This is a genomic window from Corynebacterium sp. (genome assembly GCF_043426755.1).
GTDB lineage: Bacteria > Actinomycetota > Actinomycetes > Mycobacteriales > Mycobacteriaceae > Corynebacterium.
The window spans coordinates 1-16,453 of record NZ_JBHWRP010000093.1; the positions used below are offsets into that span (position 1 = coordinate 1).

The 16,453-nt window shown below is 60.7% G+C and carries 17 protein-coding genes; 13 read left to right on the plus strand and 4 right to left on the minus strand.

What is annotated here, in order from left to right; translation table 11 throughout:
* Positions 1-33: 33 nt before the first annotated feature.
* Genes ACHFGA_RS09435 through ACHFGA_RS09450 form a run of 4 tightly spaced genes read right to left on the minus strand, consistent with a single transcriptional unit; the run spans position 34 to position 4,732 of the window.
* Positions 34-585, minus strand: coding sequence for a molecular chaperone (locus ACHFGA_RS09435; protein ID WP_394282132.1), 552 nt, complete (start codon positions 583-585; stop codon positions 34-36).
* Positions 585-1,526, minus strand: coding sequence for a dimethyl sulfoxide reductase anchor subunit family protein (locus ACHFGA_RS09440; protein WP_394282133.1), 942 nt, complete (start codon positions 1,524-1,526; stop codon positions 585-587). The genes ACHFGA_RS09435 and ACHFGA_RS09440 overlap by 1 nt, the downstream gene beginning before the upstream one ends.
* A gap of 13 nt (positions 1,527-1,539) precedes the next feature.
* On the minus strand, positions 1,540-2,199 hold the full coding sequence (locus ACHFGA_RS09445) for a DMSO/selenate family reductase complex B subunit (protein WP_394282134.1): 660 nt from the start codon (positions 2,197-2,199) through the stop codon (positions 1,540-1,542).
* A gap of 19 nt (positions 2,200-2,218) precedes the next feature.
* Positions 2,219-4,732, minus strand: coding sequence for a DMSO/selenate family reductase complex A subunit (locus ACHFGA_RS09450; RefSeq protein WP_394282135.1), 2,514 nt, complete (start codon positions 4,730-4,732; stop codon positions 2,219-2,221).
* 280 nt (positions 4,733-5,012) lie between these two features.
* On the opposite strand from ACHFGA_RS09450, the gene secY reads away from it, so the two are divergent.
* The 13 genes from secY to eccB form a co-directional block, all read left to right on the plus strand.
* Complete coding sequence (secY, locus tag ACHFGA_RS09455; RefSeq protein ID WP_394282136.1) at positions 5,013-6,332, plus strand: preprotein translocase subunit SecY; 1,320 nt, start codon at positions 5,013-5,015, stop codon at positions 6,330-6,332.
* The gene (locus tag ACHFGA_RS09460) at positions 6,332-6,877 is read left to right on the plus strand and encodes an adenylate kinase (protein WP_018581652.1); all 546 of its coding nucleotides are present in this window, start codon (positions 6,332-6,334) and stop codon (positions 6,875-6,877) included. Before secY ends, ACHFGA_RS09460 begins: the two co-directional genes overlap by 1 nt.
* A gap of 106 nt (positions 6,878-6,983) precedes the next feature.
* Positions 6,984-7,781 carry a type I methionyl aminopeptidase gene (map, locus tag ACHFGA_RS09465; RefSeq protein WP_394282137.1) on the plus strand — a complete coding sequence of 266 codons (798 nt, stop codon included), beginning with the start codon at positions 6,984-6,986 and terminating at the stop codon, positions 7,779-7,781.
* 52 nt (positions 7,782-7,833) lie between these two features.
* Complete coding sequence (locus ACHFGA_RS09470) at positions 7,834-8,655, plus strand: L,D-transpeptidase (RefSeq protein ID WP_394282138.1); 822 nt, start codon at positions 7,834-7,836, stop codon at positions 8,653-8,655.
* Positions 8,656-8,840: 185 nt separating this feature from the next.
* Positions 8,841-9,059 carry a translation initiation factor IF-1 gene (infA, locus tag ACHFGA_RS09475; protein WP_018581655.1) on the plus strand — a complete coding sequence of 73 codons (219 nt, stop codon included), beginning with the start codon at positions 8,841-8,843 and terminating at the stop codon, positions 9,057-9,059.
* A gap of 183 nt (positions 9,060-9,242) precedes the next feature.
* Positions 9,243-9,611: a 30S ribosomal protein S13 gene (gene rpsM / locus ACHFGA_RS09480; protein WP_394282139.1), complete on the plus strand. Its 369-nt coding sequence runs from the start codon at positions 9,243-9,245 to the stop codon at positions 9,609-9,611.
* A 3-nt stretch (positions 9,612-9,614) separates the two neighbouring features.
* The gene (gene rpsK / locus ACHFGA_RS09485) at positions 9,615-10,004 is read left to right on the plus strand and encodes a 30S ribosomal protein S11 (protein WP_018581657.1); all 390 of its coding nucleotides are present in this window, start codon (positions 9,615-9,617) and stop codon (positions 10,002-10,004) included.
* Positions 10,005-10,029: 25 nt separating this feature from the next.
* Positions 10,030-10,635: a 30S ribosomal protein S4 gene (gene rpsD / locus ACHFGA_RS09490; protein WP_394282140.1), complete on the plus strand. Its 606-nt coding sequence runs from the start codon at positions 10,030-10,032 to the stop codon at positions 10,633-10,635.
* 127 nt (positions 10,636-10,762) lie between these two features.
* The gene (locus ACHFGA_RS09495; protein WP_394282141.1) at positions 10,763-11,776 is read left to right on the plus strand and encodes a DNA-directed RNA polymerase subunit alpha; all 1,014 of its coding nucleotides are present in this window, start codon (positions 10,763-10,765) and stop codon (positions 11,774-11,776) included.
* 44 nt (positions 11,777-11,820) lie between these two features.
* Positions 11,821-12,375, plus strand: a complete 555-nt coding sequence (gene rplQ, locus ACHFGA_RS09500; RefSeq protein ID WP_394282142.1) for a 50S ribosomal protein L17 — start codon at positions 11,821-11,823, stop codon at positions 12,373-12,375.
* Positions 12,376-12,473: 98 nt separating this feature from the next.
* On the plus strand, positions 12,474-13,409 hold the full coding sequence (gene truA / locus ACHFGA_RS09505; RefSeq protein ID WP_394282143.1) for a tRNA pseudouridine(38-40) synthase TruA: 936 nt from the start codon (positions 12,474-12,476) through the stop codon (positions 13,407-13,409).
* 67 nt (positions 13,410-13,476) lie between these two features.
* Positions 13,477-15,630 (plus strand): DUF6541 family protein, encoded by a 2,154-nt coding sequence (locus tag ACHFGA_RS09510; RefSeq protein ID WP_394282144.1) that lies wholly within the window; start codon positions 13,477-13,479, stop codon positions 15,628-15,630.
* Positions 15,631-15,700: 70 nt separating this feature from the next.
* Positions 15,701-16,453 (plus strand): type VII secretion protein EccB (gene eccB, locus ACHFGA_RS09515; protein WP_394282145.1); only part of this gene is annotated, 753 nt, incomplete at its 3' end.

A 16,453-nucleotide genomic window follows, 5' to 3' on the forward strand; every position in this document is an offset into this window, starting at 1 on the left:
CGTGTGTTTGCACAGAGAGGGCTGGGGCGGACCTTAGAGTGCTGCCGCGATGACACCGCGGGTCAGGTCGGGCAGTGCGCGGTAGATTGCGGTGCGGGCGTGTTCGTCGACACCAGCCATCACTTTGTCGGCGAAACGGCCCAGGTGCTGCTCGACGAACTGAGCGATGTCGTCAGCAGAAGCGTGACCGCGGGCCATGTGGCCGATGCACATCAGTTGGAAACCGATGTGGTCGTCGGGCATCGTGGCGGTGCCGGTGCTGAACCCCACCTGGCGGTAGACCTCGGTGACCTCGGCGGTGGCAGTATCCATGACCAGACCGTCGGGGGCGAAGTAGGGGGATTCATAGGGCTGGGCCAAAGGGGCCCCGATACCGGTGAAGAGGTACAGGTGATCGCGTTTGAGTTCTTCTTCGGTATCGGGCTCTGCCTCAAGGAGGAGCTGCACCGCCTGGGCGGAATGCTCATCCGCGAGGGGCCAGTCGCGCAAGAACTGTTCGTCGTTAAGCGCCGTGCGTAGTTCAGGGCGGGGGACGGACAGGTAGAGCTGTCCGACGATGTCCGCGGCAATTGCTAGCCTATCCATCAAATGCCCACCTTATCGACAGCGCCGTAGAACAGGAAGCGGCTGATCAACTCCGCGATAACAACCGCGATATACGCCACGGTGATCAGCGTCATGTGCAGGCCGCTGGGGCGCGCACGGCGGTGGCCGAAGGCCAAGATCAGGCCGACAATCAACGCGCCAATCAGCAGCAGGACGATGCGGATGACAAAAGCGGTTGTATTGAAGGCGTACTCGGACTCGTTGGGACCGGCCGGGCGCGAGTGGATGAAGACCATGACCACGAAGATCAGCGGGACAACCACGGTCAAGGCGATACCGATCCAGCGCAGGCTTGCGTGGATGAGCTCCCAAACCTCTTCCTTCTGCTCTGGAGTCTGATCTTCGTTCCGCGCAGAAGGGATGAGGCGCTTGATCAGAGGGGAGTCCTCGAGCCAGTTGTAGGCGGTCAGTGCCACGGCGATCGCCAGCAGGCCGGTGACCGCGCCCGAGAGGTAGAAGGTGGCGGGTGTGGTCCAGCGGTTCCACGCAGGAATCGTTGGCAGCATGTAGAGGTTCGCCATGGTGTAGATGAACACGATGCCGGTCAGGGCAGTCAGCACGGCGATGCCCGCGCGGACCCGCACGGAGAACCAGTCAAAGAACTGGCACGCGGCGAAAAGGAAACCAAGCCCTGCGAAGATACAACCTGCGACGAGCTCCTGGGTGAGACCTGAGGAGCCGATATTGCGGATTACATTCGGCGCGTTCAGGGGATTGCCCAGGTGGAAGAACGCCATGAAGAAACCGGCGATCATGATCGGGCCGATCGCGTAGAGCGCCGGCACACAGATGCGGTTCACCGCGTTGCTGGAGTAGCGCATCCGCCCGAACACGGTGATGCAGCCGAGCACGAAGAACGCGCCGACCGCCATCTGCCCAAAGACGGTGAAGAAAGTTAGGGGCCATTCATGCAAATTCACGGTACTGACTCACTTAAATCTCTGTTGGATTGGCGATCTCGCCGGCCTGCGAACGGTCCCATCGCTTCGCATCCTTGTGCGGGGTGATGGCTAGGCGGGGCTCGGTCAGGGAAGGGTCGGGCAGCGGGGCGATGCCGTTGACGTCGCCGTACTTTTCGCGCAGCTCATCGATCGGGCCCCAGTCCAGCGCGCGCGACGGGCAGGAATCCACACATGCCGGGTCCTTGCCCTCGGAGCGATAGTCCGCGCACAGGTCGCACTTTGTCATCACACCGGTTTCCACGTTGAACTGTGGTGCGGAGTAAGGGCAGGCCCATTCGCAGTAGCGGCAGCCCACGCACTTGTCCGGGTCGACGGAGACCACGCCGTCTTCGCCGACATGCATGGCGGTAGTGGGACAGACCTGCGTACACACTGGGTTATCGCAGTGGTTGCAGGAGATGGAGGTGTAGTAAGTAAAGGTGTTGTTCTGCATCACGCCGTCGGCGTTGGTGGCCCAGTCGCCGCCGGAGTACTCCACCACACGGCGCCAGTTCACGCCGATCGGGGTGTCGTGCTTGTCCTTGCAGGCGATTTGGCAGGCCTTGCAGCCGTTGCACAAGCTTTGGTCAAAGTAGAAGCCCAGGCGCTTGTTCAGCCTGTCCTTGCTGGTATCAGCTGTTGATTTAGCCATTGTTTGTGTGTCCCTTCACTTAAGCTTTCTCGACCTGGCAGATGGCGGTGTGCTGGGCGTTGCCCTTGCCCAGCGGCGATGGTTGCCAACTGGTCAAGGTATTCACCGAGGCACCTTCGTCCACCCCGCCGTCCTTGGGGTTAAACCATGAGCCCTGCGGGATGGAGATCACTCCCGGTGCGATGCGCGGGGTCACGCGCGCGATGGACTTGATGCGGCCACGCCCGTTGAAGGCGTAGACTTCGTCGTCATTTTCGATACCGCGTTGATTGGCGTCGATCGGGTTGATCCACAGCACCTGCGGGTGGGCATCGTCGCGAAGCCAGTCCACGTTGCCGTACGACGAGTGCGTGCGACCCTTCGTGTGGTGGCCAATGACTTGCAGTGGGTACTCCTTGTTCTCCGCGGCGGCCTTCGCGCCCTCCCACGTGTCGACGTGCTCCGGCAGGGCAGTCAGTTTGTTGCCGGGGATGGAATCGTCGAATTCCCACTCGTCGATCATCTTGTGCAGTGTTTCGGAGAAGATCTCGATCTTGCCACTAGGCGTTTCCAGGGGGTTGGCCTCTGGGGCCTCGCGGAAGTCCTGCAGTGCAATCACGGATTCGCCCTCGCGGCGCCACACACCCATTTCCTTGAGCTCCTCATATTCGGGAAGCTCTGGGATTTCCTTACGCGATTCGTCCAGGGTGTACTTCACCCACTCTTCTTGGGTGCGTCCCTCGGTGAACTTGTCGCGCACACCGAAGCGCTCGGCCAGGTCGGCGACCACATCGTAGATCGGGCGGCAGTCATACAGGGGCTTGATCGCAGGCGATGCGAGGATCGTGTACTCGAGGTTGCCGGCAGAGCCCTGCTGGATCACGTCGACCTGTTCCGCGGTCGAGGCATCCGGTAGCACGTAGTCGGCGTAGCGCGCCGATACCGTCATTTGGATATCACTTACGACGACCAACTCTGCCTTGGAGTCATCCTTGAGCAGTTCGATGGTGCGGTTCAAATCCGAGTGCTGGTTGGTGTGCGTGTTGCCGGCGTACTGCCACAACATCTTGATGGGCACATCCAGCTTGTCCTTGCCCTGCACACCGTCGTGGGTTGCGGTCATCTCCTCGCCGTGGTCTACGGCCTGGGTCCACATCGCCACCGGGATCGAGGTTTCTACCGGATTCTCGTACTGCGTGTTGAACGGGTATGTCATCGGCAAAGCAGCCGAGCCCTCGCGCGCACCAGTACCGCCACCAGGGATACCGATCTGGCCCAGCATCGCGGCCAGGGTAAAGACGGCACGCGCCTGGTTTTCACCATTGGCGTGGCGCTGCGGGCCCCACCCCTGGGTAATCGACACCGGCTGAGCGGTGCCCATTTCACGCGCCAGCTGGCGGATCTCCTCTGCCGGCACACCGGTGATCCTGGCGGCCCACTCGGGGGTCTTCTCCACGCCGTCAGGGCCCTTGCCCTCAATATAGGAGCGGTAGGAGGCGTTTTCCGGCGCCCCTTCAGGCATATGGTCTTCGTCGAAACCGATGCAGTACTTGTCCAAGAATTCCTGGTCGTGGAGGTCTTCGTCGATAAGCACGTGCGCAAGGCCTGCGATGAGCGCGGCGTCGGTGCCGGGGCGCAGCGCAACCCACTGGTCGCCCAAGCCCACCGAGGTCTCCGAATAGCGCGGATCAATCACGATGGTGCGCACGCCGTGCTTCTTCTTGATCTGCTGGGTGACGAAAATCTCGCCGCCACCAGACATGCGGGTCTCCAGCGGGTTGTTGCCGAACATCACCTGCAGCTTGGAGTTCTTCACGTCGTCGAAAGAGTTCGACGTGACCCAACCGCCGTAATGGTAGGGCTTGGCGGCGGTGATCTGCGCGGTGGAGTAGTCGGAATAGTGGTTGAGGTAACCGCCGATCAGGTTCATGAAGCGCGCGAAGGGCGTCTCCGCGGGTGGCCAGGAGCGCGCAATCGTGCCGCCGAGTGTGCCGGTGCCGTAGCTGAGGTAGATGGACTCATTGCCATAGTCGGCGATGAGTTCCTTCATCTTGTCGGCGATCTCATCCAGCGCCTGGTCCCAGGAGATTTCCTCCCACTCGCCAGCGCCGCGTTCGGTGCCGGGCTTGCGCTTCAGGGGTGTCTTGAGGCGATCAGGGTTGTAGATGCGGTGGCGGATCGAGCGGCCACGCACGCACGCGCGGATCTGCTGCGAACCAATCTCGTTGTCGCCTTCATCTTCCGGGAGGACGCGGGTCACGCGGCCGTCTTCCACCTGGAGCTTGAGTGGGCAACGGGAACCGCAGTTCACGGTGCACGAAGACCACACAAAGTCAGGGTCTGGAGAATTCTCGGCAGCGTTTGCTGGGCCCACGCCGGGAGCGCCGCTCAGGAGCGTGCCTCCACCGGGACCTGCCGCCCCGGCCGCACCTACAGCGAGCGCGGTGCCACCGACGAGGCCGGACCACTTGAGGAAGCCGCGGCGGTTAATGCCGGACTGCGAAGGCTGTTCAGTAGGGCCGGTGGGGGAGGCCTGTGGTGTTGCTGAAGTCATCAAAACCCTTTCAACTAATGGCTCCATAAGTGCAGAAAATGCAACTTTAGTTTCAGGCTACCGGTGCACAATTATTGGGTCAAGTTAGGTATGACTAACCCTTTCACTATCGCCTGGATGTAATTTAGGTGAAATTAAACAGCCCGAAATCGGGCAATTGGACATCCGGCTGGTAGGGTAGGAACGTCAATAATGTCAGGCGCGCGCCCGTATGCGTTGCGCTGGTGAAATTCCACGATCTTCCACCAGTTCACAGTCTTGATGGAAGCCAGGAGGCTTTGTGTCCGCCATTCTTCAGGTGTTTAAGGATCCGGATCTGCGCAAGAAGATCCTGATCACTCTTGCGCTGATAATTCTGTATCGCATCGGTGCCCAGATCCCGACCCCGGGCGTTGACTACGGTGCCATCGCCGGCCGCTTGAGCGCGCTTGCCGACGAAGGCGCGTCCGTGTTCTCCGTTATCAACCTGTTCTCTGGTGGTGCACTGCTGCAGCTGTCGATCTTTGCGATCGGCATTATGCCGTACATTACGGCCTCGATTATCGTGCAGCTTCTCACCGTGGTGATTCCGAAGTTCGAGGAACTGAAGAAGGAAGGCCAGTCCGGCCAAACCAAGATGACGCAGTACACGCGCTACCTCACGGTAGCGCTGGCACTGCTGCAGTCGGCCGGCATCGTGGCCTTGGCGGACCGTGAGCAGCTTCTGGGTCAAGGTGTGCCCGTCCTGGTGGAGGACCGCAACCTGTTCACCTTGATCATGATGGTTGTGGTGATGACCTCTGGTGCGGTGCTGGTGATGTGGCTCGGTGAGATCATCACCGAAAAGGGCGTGGGCAACGGTATGTCGCTGCTGATTTTCGCCGGTATCGCAACCCGCCTGCCAACCGACGGCATGAATATCCTGGAGCAGTCCGGCGGCCTGGTCTTCGCGATCGTGCTTGTGGCCGTCATCGTGCTCGTGGTGGGCATCATCTTCATCGAGCAGGGCCAGCGCCGCATCCCGGTGCAGTACGCAAAGCGCATGGTCGGTCGTCGTCAGTACGGTGGCTCCTCGACTTACCTGCCGCTGAAGGTTAACCAGGCCGGCGTGATCCCAGTTATCTTCGCGTCCTCGCTGATGTACATGCCGGTGCTGATCACGCAGATCGTCTACTCCAACCAGGCCACCCCGCCGGATAACTGGTGGCAGCGCAACGTCATGAGCTGGCTGCAGTCCCCATCGTCGTGGCAGTACATCCTGGTGTACTTCGCACTGATCATTTTCTTCTCCTACTTCTATGTGTCGATTCAGTATGACCCAAGTGACCAGGCGGAGAATATGAAGAAGTACGGTGGGTTTATCCCGGGTATTCGACCGGGTCGACCAACCGCACAGTACTTGTCCTTTGTGATGAACCGCCTGCTATTTGTCGGCGCGATCTACCTGGCCGTGATCGCTGTGATGCCGAATATCGCACTGGATATGGGCCTTGGTTCCCAGTCCATGATGTCGTCGTTCGGCGGTACCGCAATCCTCATTATGGTGTCCGTGGCCCTGACCACGGTGAAGCAAATTGAATCCCAGCTCCTCCAATCCAATTACGAAGGACTTCTGAAATAATGCGACTTGTACTTCTTGGCCCTCCAGGGGCAGGCAAGGGCACCCAGGCAGCAATCCTGTCCGAAAAGCTCAACGTCCCGCACATCTCTACCGGTGACCTGTTCCGCGCCAACATCGGCGAGGGCACTCCGCTGGGTGTCGAAGCAAAGAGCTACATCGATGCCGGCAAGCTGGTCCCAGATGAGGTGACCGTGCGCATGGTGGAATCCCGCCTCGCAGAGGAAGACGCTGCTAACGGTTTCCTCCTCGACGGTTTCCCACGCAACACCGCCCAGGCAGAAATCCTGGATGAGATGCTGCAGAAGAACGGCACCAAGCTCGACGGTGTGCTCAGCTTCGAGATCGACGAGGACGTCGTCGTGGAGCGCATGCTTGCCCGCGGCCGTGCCGATGATAACGAGGAGACCATCCGCACCCGCCTCGAGGAGTACCGCGAGAAGACCAAGCCTGTCACCGACTTCTACGGCGACAAGATCATCGCGATCGACGCCGAGGGCGAGGTCGACGAGGTCAACGCTCGCGCAATGGAGAAGCTGGGCAAGTAAACGCTCGCTTTTCGACGAAAAACTCTGCACAGGCCGGCGCCCCAAATTAGTGGGTGCCGGTTTTTGCTGCTACAACACTGCTACAGCACAAGGAGGCAACGCCAGCATGGTGTTCCGCAAACGCAAGAAAATGATCCCGGCGAAGACACCGGACGAACTGGACGCCATGGAGGCCGCTGGCCGCATCGTCGGAATCGCCCTGCAGGAAGTACGCACGGCCGCAGTACCGGGGGCAACCACCGCAGACCTGGATAAGGTTGCGGAGGAAGTGATCCGTTCCCATGGAGCCGTCCCGACCTTCCTGGGCTACCAAGGTTTTACCGGATCGATCTGCTCCAGCGTCAACGATGTTGTCGTCCACGGCATCCCCACCGACGAGCTCGTGCTGAAAGAAGGCGATCTGGTCTCCATCGATTGCGGAGCCACCTACGAAGGCTGGGTGGGGGACTCCGCTTGGAGTTTCGGAGTCGGCGAGCTTGAGGCGGACGTCGATAAGCTCAATCGCGCTACCGAGCAGGTGCTGATGGAAGGTTTGCAGGCCATGGTTCCGGGCAATCGCCTGACGGATGTGTCGCACGCGCTTGAGCAGGCAACGTACAAGGCTGAGCGAGACTTCGGGATCAAGCTGGGCATTCTGGACGGCTACGGCGGCCACGGGATTGGCCGCACGATGCACGAAGATCCCTACCTGGCGAACGAGGGTAAGCCGGGCAAGGGCCCGCTGATCCAGGAGGGCAGCGTGCTGGCGATTGAGCCGATGCTCATTCTGGGTGGGGGAGTGGACTCGGAGGTGCTCGACGACGATTGGACTGTGGTGACCCTCGACGGTTCTCCCGCAGCTCACTGGGAGCACACGGTGGCCGCGACTAGTCAGGGCCCCCGGATTCTTACCCCCAGAAGCTAACCATTTTTAGTGTCGAGTATCCGATTGATGCAGCAAGGGTTATGATCTGCGTATGTCGAAGTTTTCCCGCCGTTTAATCGCTGTCGCCGCAGCCACTGTCATGGCTGTCGCGTCTGTTCCCGCCCAGGCTCACGCGCAGCAGGTGCCAATGCCGGACCTGTCCAGCAACATGCCGGCGTTGCCTACCGATCTGCCTGCGTTGCCCGCCAACGAAGCCGAGCTTTCCAGCGCGCTAGGCCTTCCTACCCCAGAGCAGGCTCGTGAAGGTGGATGGCAGACCCGTAATGAGCTGCACCGTCAGATCGATACTCTGCCGGCTGGCGCGCACACCAAGATCCTCAAGGACGCCGTTGACAACGGTGTCGAGTTCTTCCACCCAGGCCTGGTCGGCCAGAAGAACGCAGAGGCTTACCGTCTTGCGGAGGAGCAGCGCCGCCAGGCGGAAGCAGCACGGGTGGCAGAACAGCAGCGCCAGCAGCAGGCCTCCCCCGGCCCATGCCCACCGGCAGCCGAAGCCTGCATCGACGTGATTGGCCAGCGCGCATGGCTGCAGAAGGATGGCGTGCTCACCTACGGCCCAGTCCCTGTCTCCACCGGTGCGAACGGCTGGGACACCCCTGAAGGCTGGCACAAGGTTAATCGCAAGGTGAAGGACGAAGTGTCCTACGAGTTCAACATGGCGCCGATGCCATATTCGGTGTACTTCACCTACAACGGCATCGCTTTCCACCAGGGCGACCCGAAGCTGCTGTCCCACGGCTGCGTCCACGTACCGCCAGGGGACGCGAAGGTGTTCTACGATTCGCTGAACATCGGTGATGATGTCTACGTCTGGGGTGACCTGGACCGCGGCGTTCCTAACGGCCGTCTCTAAGAGCTTCAGCACTAACGACAACCAATCTCCCTGTACCCTGCACGTAGTGGTACGGGGAGTTTTGATTTTCCCAGCTCGCGTACTATAGTCGGACGTTGGTGTGTGTAATTGTTGCCACACCACTTGAGTAACAGTACGTAATTGCAGGTAATCGTCGTTAAGCGATTGCCGGGAATGTGGAGTTTATGGCTAAAGAAGGCGCAATTGAGGTCGAAGGCAAGATTATCGAGCCTTTGCCAAACGCAATGTTTCGTGTCGAACTAGACAACGGGCACAAGGTTCTTGCTCACATCAGTGGCAAGATGCGCCAGCACTACATCCGCATCCTGCCTGAGGACCGAGTCGTCGTGGAGCTGTCTCCTTATGACTTGGACCGCGGCCGCATTACCTACCGCTACAAGTAAGAACATAAGCCTCCTTACCCAGGGGCCGTCGCACTGTGCGACGACCCTGTTTTTACCTCCGGCTGCGATGGCTGGAGCCGCGTGGATCACGACCCAAAGCCCGGAAACGGTCCGGGGCAAGCGTCGGTTGGCGTGGACGGATAGGGAGAAAACCATCGTAACAACCCGAAAGGCACGTACCACATGGCACGTCTAGCTGGTGTTGATCTGCCGCGCAATAAGCGCATGGAGATCGCACTTACCTACATCTATGGCATCGGCCCAGCACGCGCTAAGCACCTGCTGGAAGAGACCGGCATTTCCCCTGACCTGCGCACCGACAACCTGACCGATGATCAGGTAGCCGCTCTGCGTGACGTGATCGAAGCGAGCTGGAAGGTGGAGGGTGACCTCCGCCGCGAAGTTCAGGCTGACATCCGCCGCAAGATTGAAATTGGCTCCTACCAGGGACTGCGCCACCGTCGTGGCCTGCCAGTTCGTGGTCAGCGCACCAAGACCAATGCTCGTACCCGTAAGGGTCCGAAGAAGACCATCGCAGGAAAGAAGAAGTAATCAATGCCTCCTAAGTCTCGTCGCGGACGCCGCGTCATTAAGAAGAACGTGGCCCAGGGCCACGCGTACATCAAGTCCACCTTCAACAACACCATCGTGTCGATTACCGACGCCTCCGGTGCTGTGATCTCTTGGGCATCTTCCGGCCACGTCGGGTTCAAGGGCTCCCGTAAGTCCACCCCATTCGCCGCACAGATGGCTGCAGAGAACGCTGCACGCAAGGCAATGGATCATGGCATGAAGAAGGTTGACGTTTTCGTTAAGGGCCCAGGTTCCGGTCGTGAAACCGCAATCCGTTCCCTCCAGGCTGCAGGCCTAGAAGTGTCCTCGATCTCCGACGTGACGCCACAGCCATTCAACGGCTGCCGTCCCGCGAAGCGTCGTCGCGTCTAAAGGGAAAAGGAAAGAGGTTTAAATCATGGCTCGTTATACCGGCCCAGCAACCCGCAAGTCCCGTCGTCTCCGCGTCGATCTCGTCGGCGGCGACATGTCCTTCGAGCGTCGCCCATACCCTCCGGGGCAGGCTGGCCGCGCTCGCATCAAGGAATCCGAGTACCTCCTGCAGCTGCAGGAAAAGCAGAAGGCTCGTTTCACCTACGGTGTCATGGAGAAGCAGTTCCGCCGCTACTACGAGGAGGCGAACCGCCTGCCTGGTAAGACCGGTGACAACCTGCTGATCCTGCTCGAATCCCGTCTGGACAACGTTGTCTACCGTGCAGGCCTGGCTCGCACCCGCCGTCAGGCGCGTCAGCTGGTCTCCCACGGCCACTTCACCGTCAACGGTAAGAAGACCAATGTCCCATCTTTCAAGGTGACTCAGTACGACATCATCGATGTTCGCGATAAGTCCCGCAAGATGATCTGGTTCGAGGAAGCACAGGACAACCTGGTTGATTCCGTTGTCCCTGCATGGCTCCAGGTCGTTCCGGAGACCATGCGCATTCTCGTGCACCAGTTGCCCGAGCGCGCTCAGATTGAGGTGCCCATCCAGGAGCAGCTCATCGTCGAGCTCTACTCGAAGTAATCACTTCACCTCCGTACCCCATCGCCGCAGCCCGCATCTTGTGCGCTGCTTCGAGAGGGTCCGGGGAAATCTTCCAAGAATATTCACCCCTCTAGGCGTCATATAGCGGTCGCCAAAGGAGAAGTTCATGCTCATTTCACAGCGTCCTCAACTCACCGAGGACTACATCGATACCAACCGTTCGAAGTTCGTCATCGAGCCACTCGAGCCAGGTTTCGGCTACACCCTCGGTAACTCCCTTCGTCGCGTGCTGCTGTCGTCCATCCCGGGCGCAGCCGTCACCTCCATCAAGATTGATGGTGTGCTGCACGAGTTCACCACCATTAACGGTGTGAAGGAAAACGTTTCGGAGATCATCCTGAACATCAAGGACCTGGTGCTGTCCTCCGACTCCGACGAGCCGGTTGTCATGTACCTGTCCGCTGAAGGACCTGGTCAGGTCACCGCAGGCAGCATCCAGCCGCCAGCGGGTGTGGAGATCCATAACCCGGATCTGCACATCGCGACCCTGAATGAGCAGGCAAAGCTGGACATGGAACTGGTTGTTGAGCGTGGCCGTGGCTACGTCCCAGCAATGCCAGACTCTGCAGGTGAGGTCGGCCGCATCCCGGTTGACCAGATCTACTCGCCAGTGCTGAAGGTCAGCTACAAGGTCGAAGCTACTCGTGTTGAGCAGCGCACTGACTTTGACAAGCTGGTCATCGATGTGGAGACCAAGAACTCCATGAGCGCACGTGACGCGTTAGCATCTGCAGGTTCCACCCTCGTTGAACTGTTCGGCCTGGCCCGTGAGCTCAACACTGAGGCAGAAGGCATCGAGATCGGCCCCTCCCCGCAGGAGACCGAGTACATCGCTGCATACAACCTGCCGATTGAGGATCTCAACTTCTCCGTTCGCTCCTACAACTGCCTGAAGCGCCAGGAAATCCACACCGTCGGTGAGCTCGCAGAGTGCACTGAATCGGACCTGCTGGATATCCGTAACTTCGGCCAGAAGTCCATCAACGAGGTCAAGATTAAGCTTGCTTCGTTGGGCCTGACCCTGAAGGATGCACCGGAAGATTTCGACCCGACCCAGATCGAGGGCTATGACGCCGAAACCGGCGACTACGTCGATGGTGGCGCGGAAGAGACTGAGTAAATAGAGCCCAAGCGCTCAACTAACCGCACACGAGGAGTACGAAAATGCCTACCCCAAAGAAGGGCGCCCGTTTCGGCAGCTCTGCAAGCAACCAGAAGCACATTCTGTCCAACCTTGCAGCTGCACTGTTCGAGCACGGCGCAATCAAGACGACCGACGCTAAGGCAAAGGTCCTGCGTCCATACGTCGAAAAGCTGATCACTCGCGCGAAGTCTGGCTCCGTCCACGACCGTCGTGAGGTGCTCAAGCACATTCCTAACAAGAACGTTGTTAACTACTTGTTCGACGAGCTCGCATCGAGCTTCGAGAACCGCGATGGCGGCTACACCCGCATCATCAAGCTGGAAAACCGCGCAGGTGACAACGCTCCAATGTCTCAGATCTCCCTCGTCCTCGAGGAAGTAGAGGCCAAGGAATCCAACCGCGCAGCTCGCGCAGCAGCTTCCAAGCAGGCAGAAGAGCCAGTTGAGGAAGAGAAGGCCGAGGAGACCGCAGCAGAGGAAACCCCAGCTGAGGCTGAGGACGCACCTGCTGAAGAGTCTGTAGAGGCTGAAGAGTCTGCCGAAGCTGAAGAAGCCAAGGAGGACGAGGAGAAGTAATCCTTCCCCTGTCTCTTTGAGATCGCCCCCTGCACCGCCACAGCGCGGCGCAGGGGGCGTCAGCATGTCTGCAGGTACTTGGTACTCTTAGTCCCATCATGGAGACTGCACACAACAACGCGAAGGCGCGCTCTGCCGACGAAGAACCCGTGGATTGCGGCACGCGGCGATTAAGGCTTGACCTGGCCTATGACGGCACCGATTTCCACGGGTGGGCACGCCAAAAACCTGGCGCTGACGGGCCGGTGCGCACCGTGCAGGAAACGCTGGAAGACGCATTAACGACGATCCTCCGCGTGCCAGTGCGCCTGACCGTGGCAGGCCGCACCGACGCCGGTGTCCACGCCGCCGCGCAGGTTGCGCACTGTGACATTCCGGAGGCCAGCCTGAACCAGCGAACTATCGACGGCGATCCCACGCGCTTGGTGCGACGCCTCGGGCGTTTCCTGCCAGGGGACATCCGCGTCGATCAGGTGTCGTTTGCTCCTGAGCATTTCGACGCCCGTTTCTCAGCACTCGCCCGCACCTACCATTACCGCGTGACCACCCACCCAGGTGGCCCGTTGCCGATGCGTGTGAGGGATACAGCCCACTGGATCAAACCCGTGGATGTAGAGGCGATGCAAGAAGTGGCCGATGCCTTAGTCGGTCTGCATGACTTCGCCGCCTTCTGCAAGCCACGTCCGCACTCTACGACGATTCGGGATGTGCAGTCTTTCACCTGGCGGGACATCTCGACGCCTTACGAACCCCAGCTGTATGTCGCGGAAATTACGGCCGATGCGTTTTGCTGGAACATGGTCCGCGCTTTGGTTGGTGCAAGCCTTGTGGTCGGGGAGGGGCGCCGAGACGAAGCCTGGACCCAGCTCTTACTCGGCCAGCAGCAGCGTAGCCCGGACGTCCCGCTGGCCCCAGCACGCGGGCTAACGATGATGGGGGTGACCTACCCGCCGGATGACCAGCTGTCCGCCCGTAACGCCATGACCCGTGACAAACGGGATCCAGGTGAGGTCCAAGCGCAGACCAATACCTAAGTAGCGCGGGGTTCAGGGCTACACTTTTCTCACATAGCACGGTGTCTTAAGGGAGGCAGCAAGCATCATGAGTATCGCTGCAGCGGTATGGACGGCGATTGCCGTTCTTGTGCTGCCTGGCTTCTTTGTTGCCTGGGTATCAGGTCTCAAAATCCCGGCCGCGCTGTTTGCGGGTATGCCAGTCACCTTCGGCATCGTCGGACTAGCCGCGTGGTTCTGGGGGCTGACAGAGCTGCCCTTCAACTGGGTGACCTTCATTCTCATGTGGTTGGTTGTGCTCGCCCTGGCCGGGGTGTGGCGCTGGGCTTTTGCCAAGAAGGCTCGTCGTAACGGCGCTGTTACCTGGCGCGACGCCCTCTGGCCCGGTGGCTGGAGGAAAGACAGCATCGCTGATCCCACCTGGATTCTTCCAGCTGCGGGCGTAGCCACCTCGGCGTGGTTGTTGATCAGCTCGAAGCTGCGTTGGCTCGAAGGCCTGCCCCACGGCATGGGAAGTATCTTCCAAGGCTGGGATGTGCAGTGGCATGCGAATGCGGTGCGCTTCATCGTGGAGGAAGGGGTCGCCTCGCCGACCCGAATGGGTGAACTGCAAAACTTTGAAACGCAGGCGCAACTGCTTTATCCTTCCGGTTTCCACGCTGCGACAGCGTTGATCGCTGAGGCGACTGGGGGGGAGCCCATCGAGGCAACAAACTTGATGAGTATCGTCGCGCCGGCGGTGGCATTACCTTTGACGATGGTGGGGATCGTCGGGGTGGTCGTCGGCACGCGTTCTGTCATGTTCCAGCTGGGAGCAGCCTTTGCGGCGATCGCGGCCTACGCTTCGCCCGTGCTGATCTGGATCGGCGACTACGTGGGCGCTTGGCCATACCTCTTAGCGATCTGTCTGACAGGCGTGGTCACCGCCCAGTTCGCCGGCGTGGTTCACCGGCATGTGGGTGCTCTAGCGACGATGCTGGGATTCATCGGCGTGGTGCAGCTGCATCCTTCAGCCGTGACTGTCGTTGCGCTGGCGGTTGGGCTTTACTGGCTGCTGTATCTCCTGTTCTCGCCGGCGCAGACGAGGCTGCGCGATACCGTGTGGCTGCTTGCCCCGGCGCTGGTGGGCACAATCCTGTACTTGCCGCAGCTGCTGACGGGCTCCGAACAGACAGAGGAGGTCGGTGCCTTCACCGGCGACGAGGCCAAAACTCTCGAGAAGGCCTGGGAAGAAGCGTTCACGATGAACACCCGCCACGTGGACGAATTCTTCCTTGACTGGGATCCCACCGTGATCCTGTGGCTCGCCCTGGTGGGAGCGCTATTCGCAGTCATATGGCGTCGGCAGGTTTGGCTGCTGGCAACCTACCTGTTCTTTCTGTCGATCACCGTTGGGGCGCTGTATCCCCTCGACGGCATCATCGGTGAAGTGGCAACACTGGTGGGCTCGCTGCACTACAACATGGCGCACCGCCTGATCATGCCGGTGGCCATCATCGTCTTCGCGATGGCCGGGCTGGGCGTGGCAGTGCTCGTGCGATTGCTCACGCTCGCACCCGTCGCCGCGCGCAATGACAGCCCTGCCTGGACGCGATCGACGGTGGCGGCTTCCGTCGTCGTCGGCGTGCTGGTCGGCTGGGGTGCCGCGTGGTGGGTAACGGACTCTACGGACCGCGGTGCGCGTGCGTCCTTCGTCGCGCCCCGTGCCTCCCAGCGCATGGTGGACGACGATGATCGGGCAGCTTTCGACTGGCTGGGCACCCAGCCCGCGGCCTATGAGGGGCTAACCATGGGCGATCCCTCCGACGGGCACTCATGGCTCTATGCCTACAACGGTGTTCCTACGGTGTCCCGCCACTACCAGTGGCCCGCCGGCGGGCGCGGCTCCAACACGGACACGTTGTACTGGGATTCCCACCTGCTGGGTGAGGGAAAGCGGGGCGCGCCCAATGCGCCCAATGCGGTGGATGAGGCTGCGGAAGAATTTAACGTGAAGTTCTTCATCACCAGCCCGTGGAGTTTCTGGGCCTTCCAGAAGCCACAGTGGCAGATGCTGCACGGGTTGTGGACCGCCGAAGGTGTCACCCCGGTGTACCGCCAAGACGACACGGTCATTTTCGCCGTGGATGCGGCCTTCTCCGATTATGAACTGACGTTGATGCAGATCGATGCGCAGCAGGCGGGGTCTGATCCGCTGCCCCGCCCACGCCCAGCGGTTGAGGCGATCGGCATCACGCAATAGACTGTTCGCTAGTTCACACGCTGTGAGAGGGGCTCGCAGGGGGGATTCATTCGGGGGGATAGTGATTGACGTGACCGCGCCTATACAACCGGCTCCTCAGCAGGAGGAACGGACGTTTTTACCGACCACGCGTGCGCAGGTCTCCGGCCACAGGTTTTTGCGCCGCAGGGTCGAACACGGCCTGCTCTACGGCGATATTCGCATGATTCATGATCCGCTGACAGCCCGGCGCCGCGCAGCCATCCTTGGGGTGGTGGCGGTCGTGCTGATCGGCGGGGTTGCGGGCCTTCTAGCCTGGCTGAAACCCAACGCCGCGCCGGGTGACGCGTCGATCGTGCGGGCATCGTCCGGTGCGCTGTATGTGCGTATCGACGACGCCCTGCACCCCGTCACGAATCTTACTTCTGCGCGGCTGATCATCGGTGAAGCAGCAGAACCCGCATCCATTGGGGATGGGCATCTGGAAGAGGCGCGTCGCGGGGTGCCCGTTGGTATCGCATCTGCCCCCACCGTCTTTGCGCCTGAGGATTCTGCCGCTGTGGCGTGGTCGGCATGCACCGCGGGTGGGAACGAGGAGGTCAGTGTGGTGGCGGGACCCGCGCCCACTGCTTTGCCCGCGAATCACGCCGTAGTAGCCACTGATGGTGAGCGCGAGTGGTTGGTCACGGCACAGGGGCGCGCACAGCTGCCCGCGGAGTCCTCCCCTCAAGCCCGGGCGGTGCGCCGCGGCTTGGGGATTGGCCCAGACACACCGCGGTGGCAACCGCCGGTCGAGGTTCTCGAGGCGGTGCGCGAGACGGCCCCGGTGGTCGTGCCTACCCCG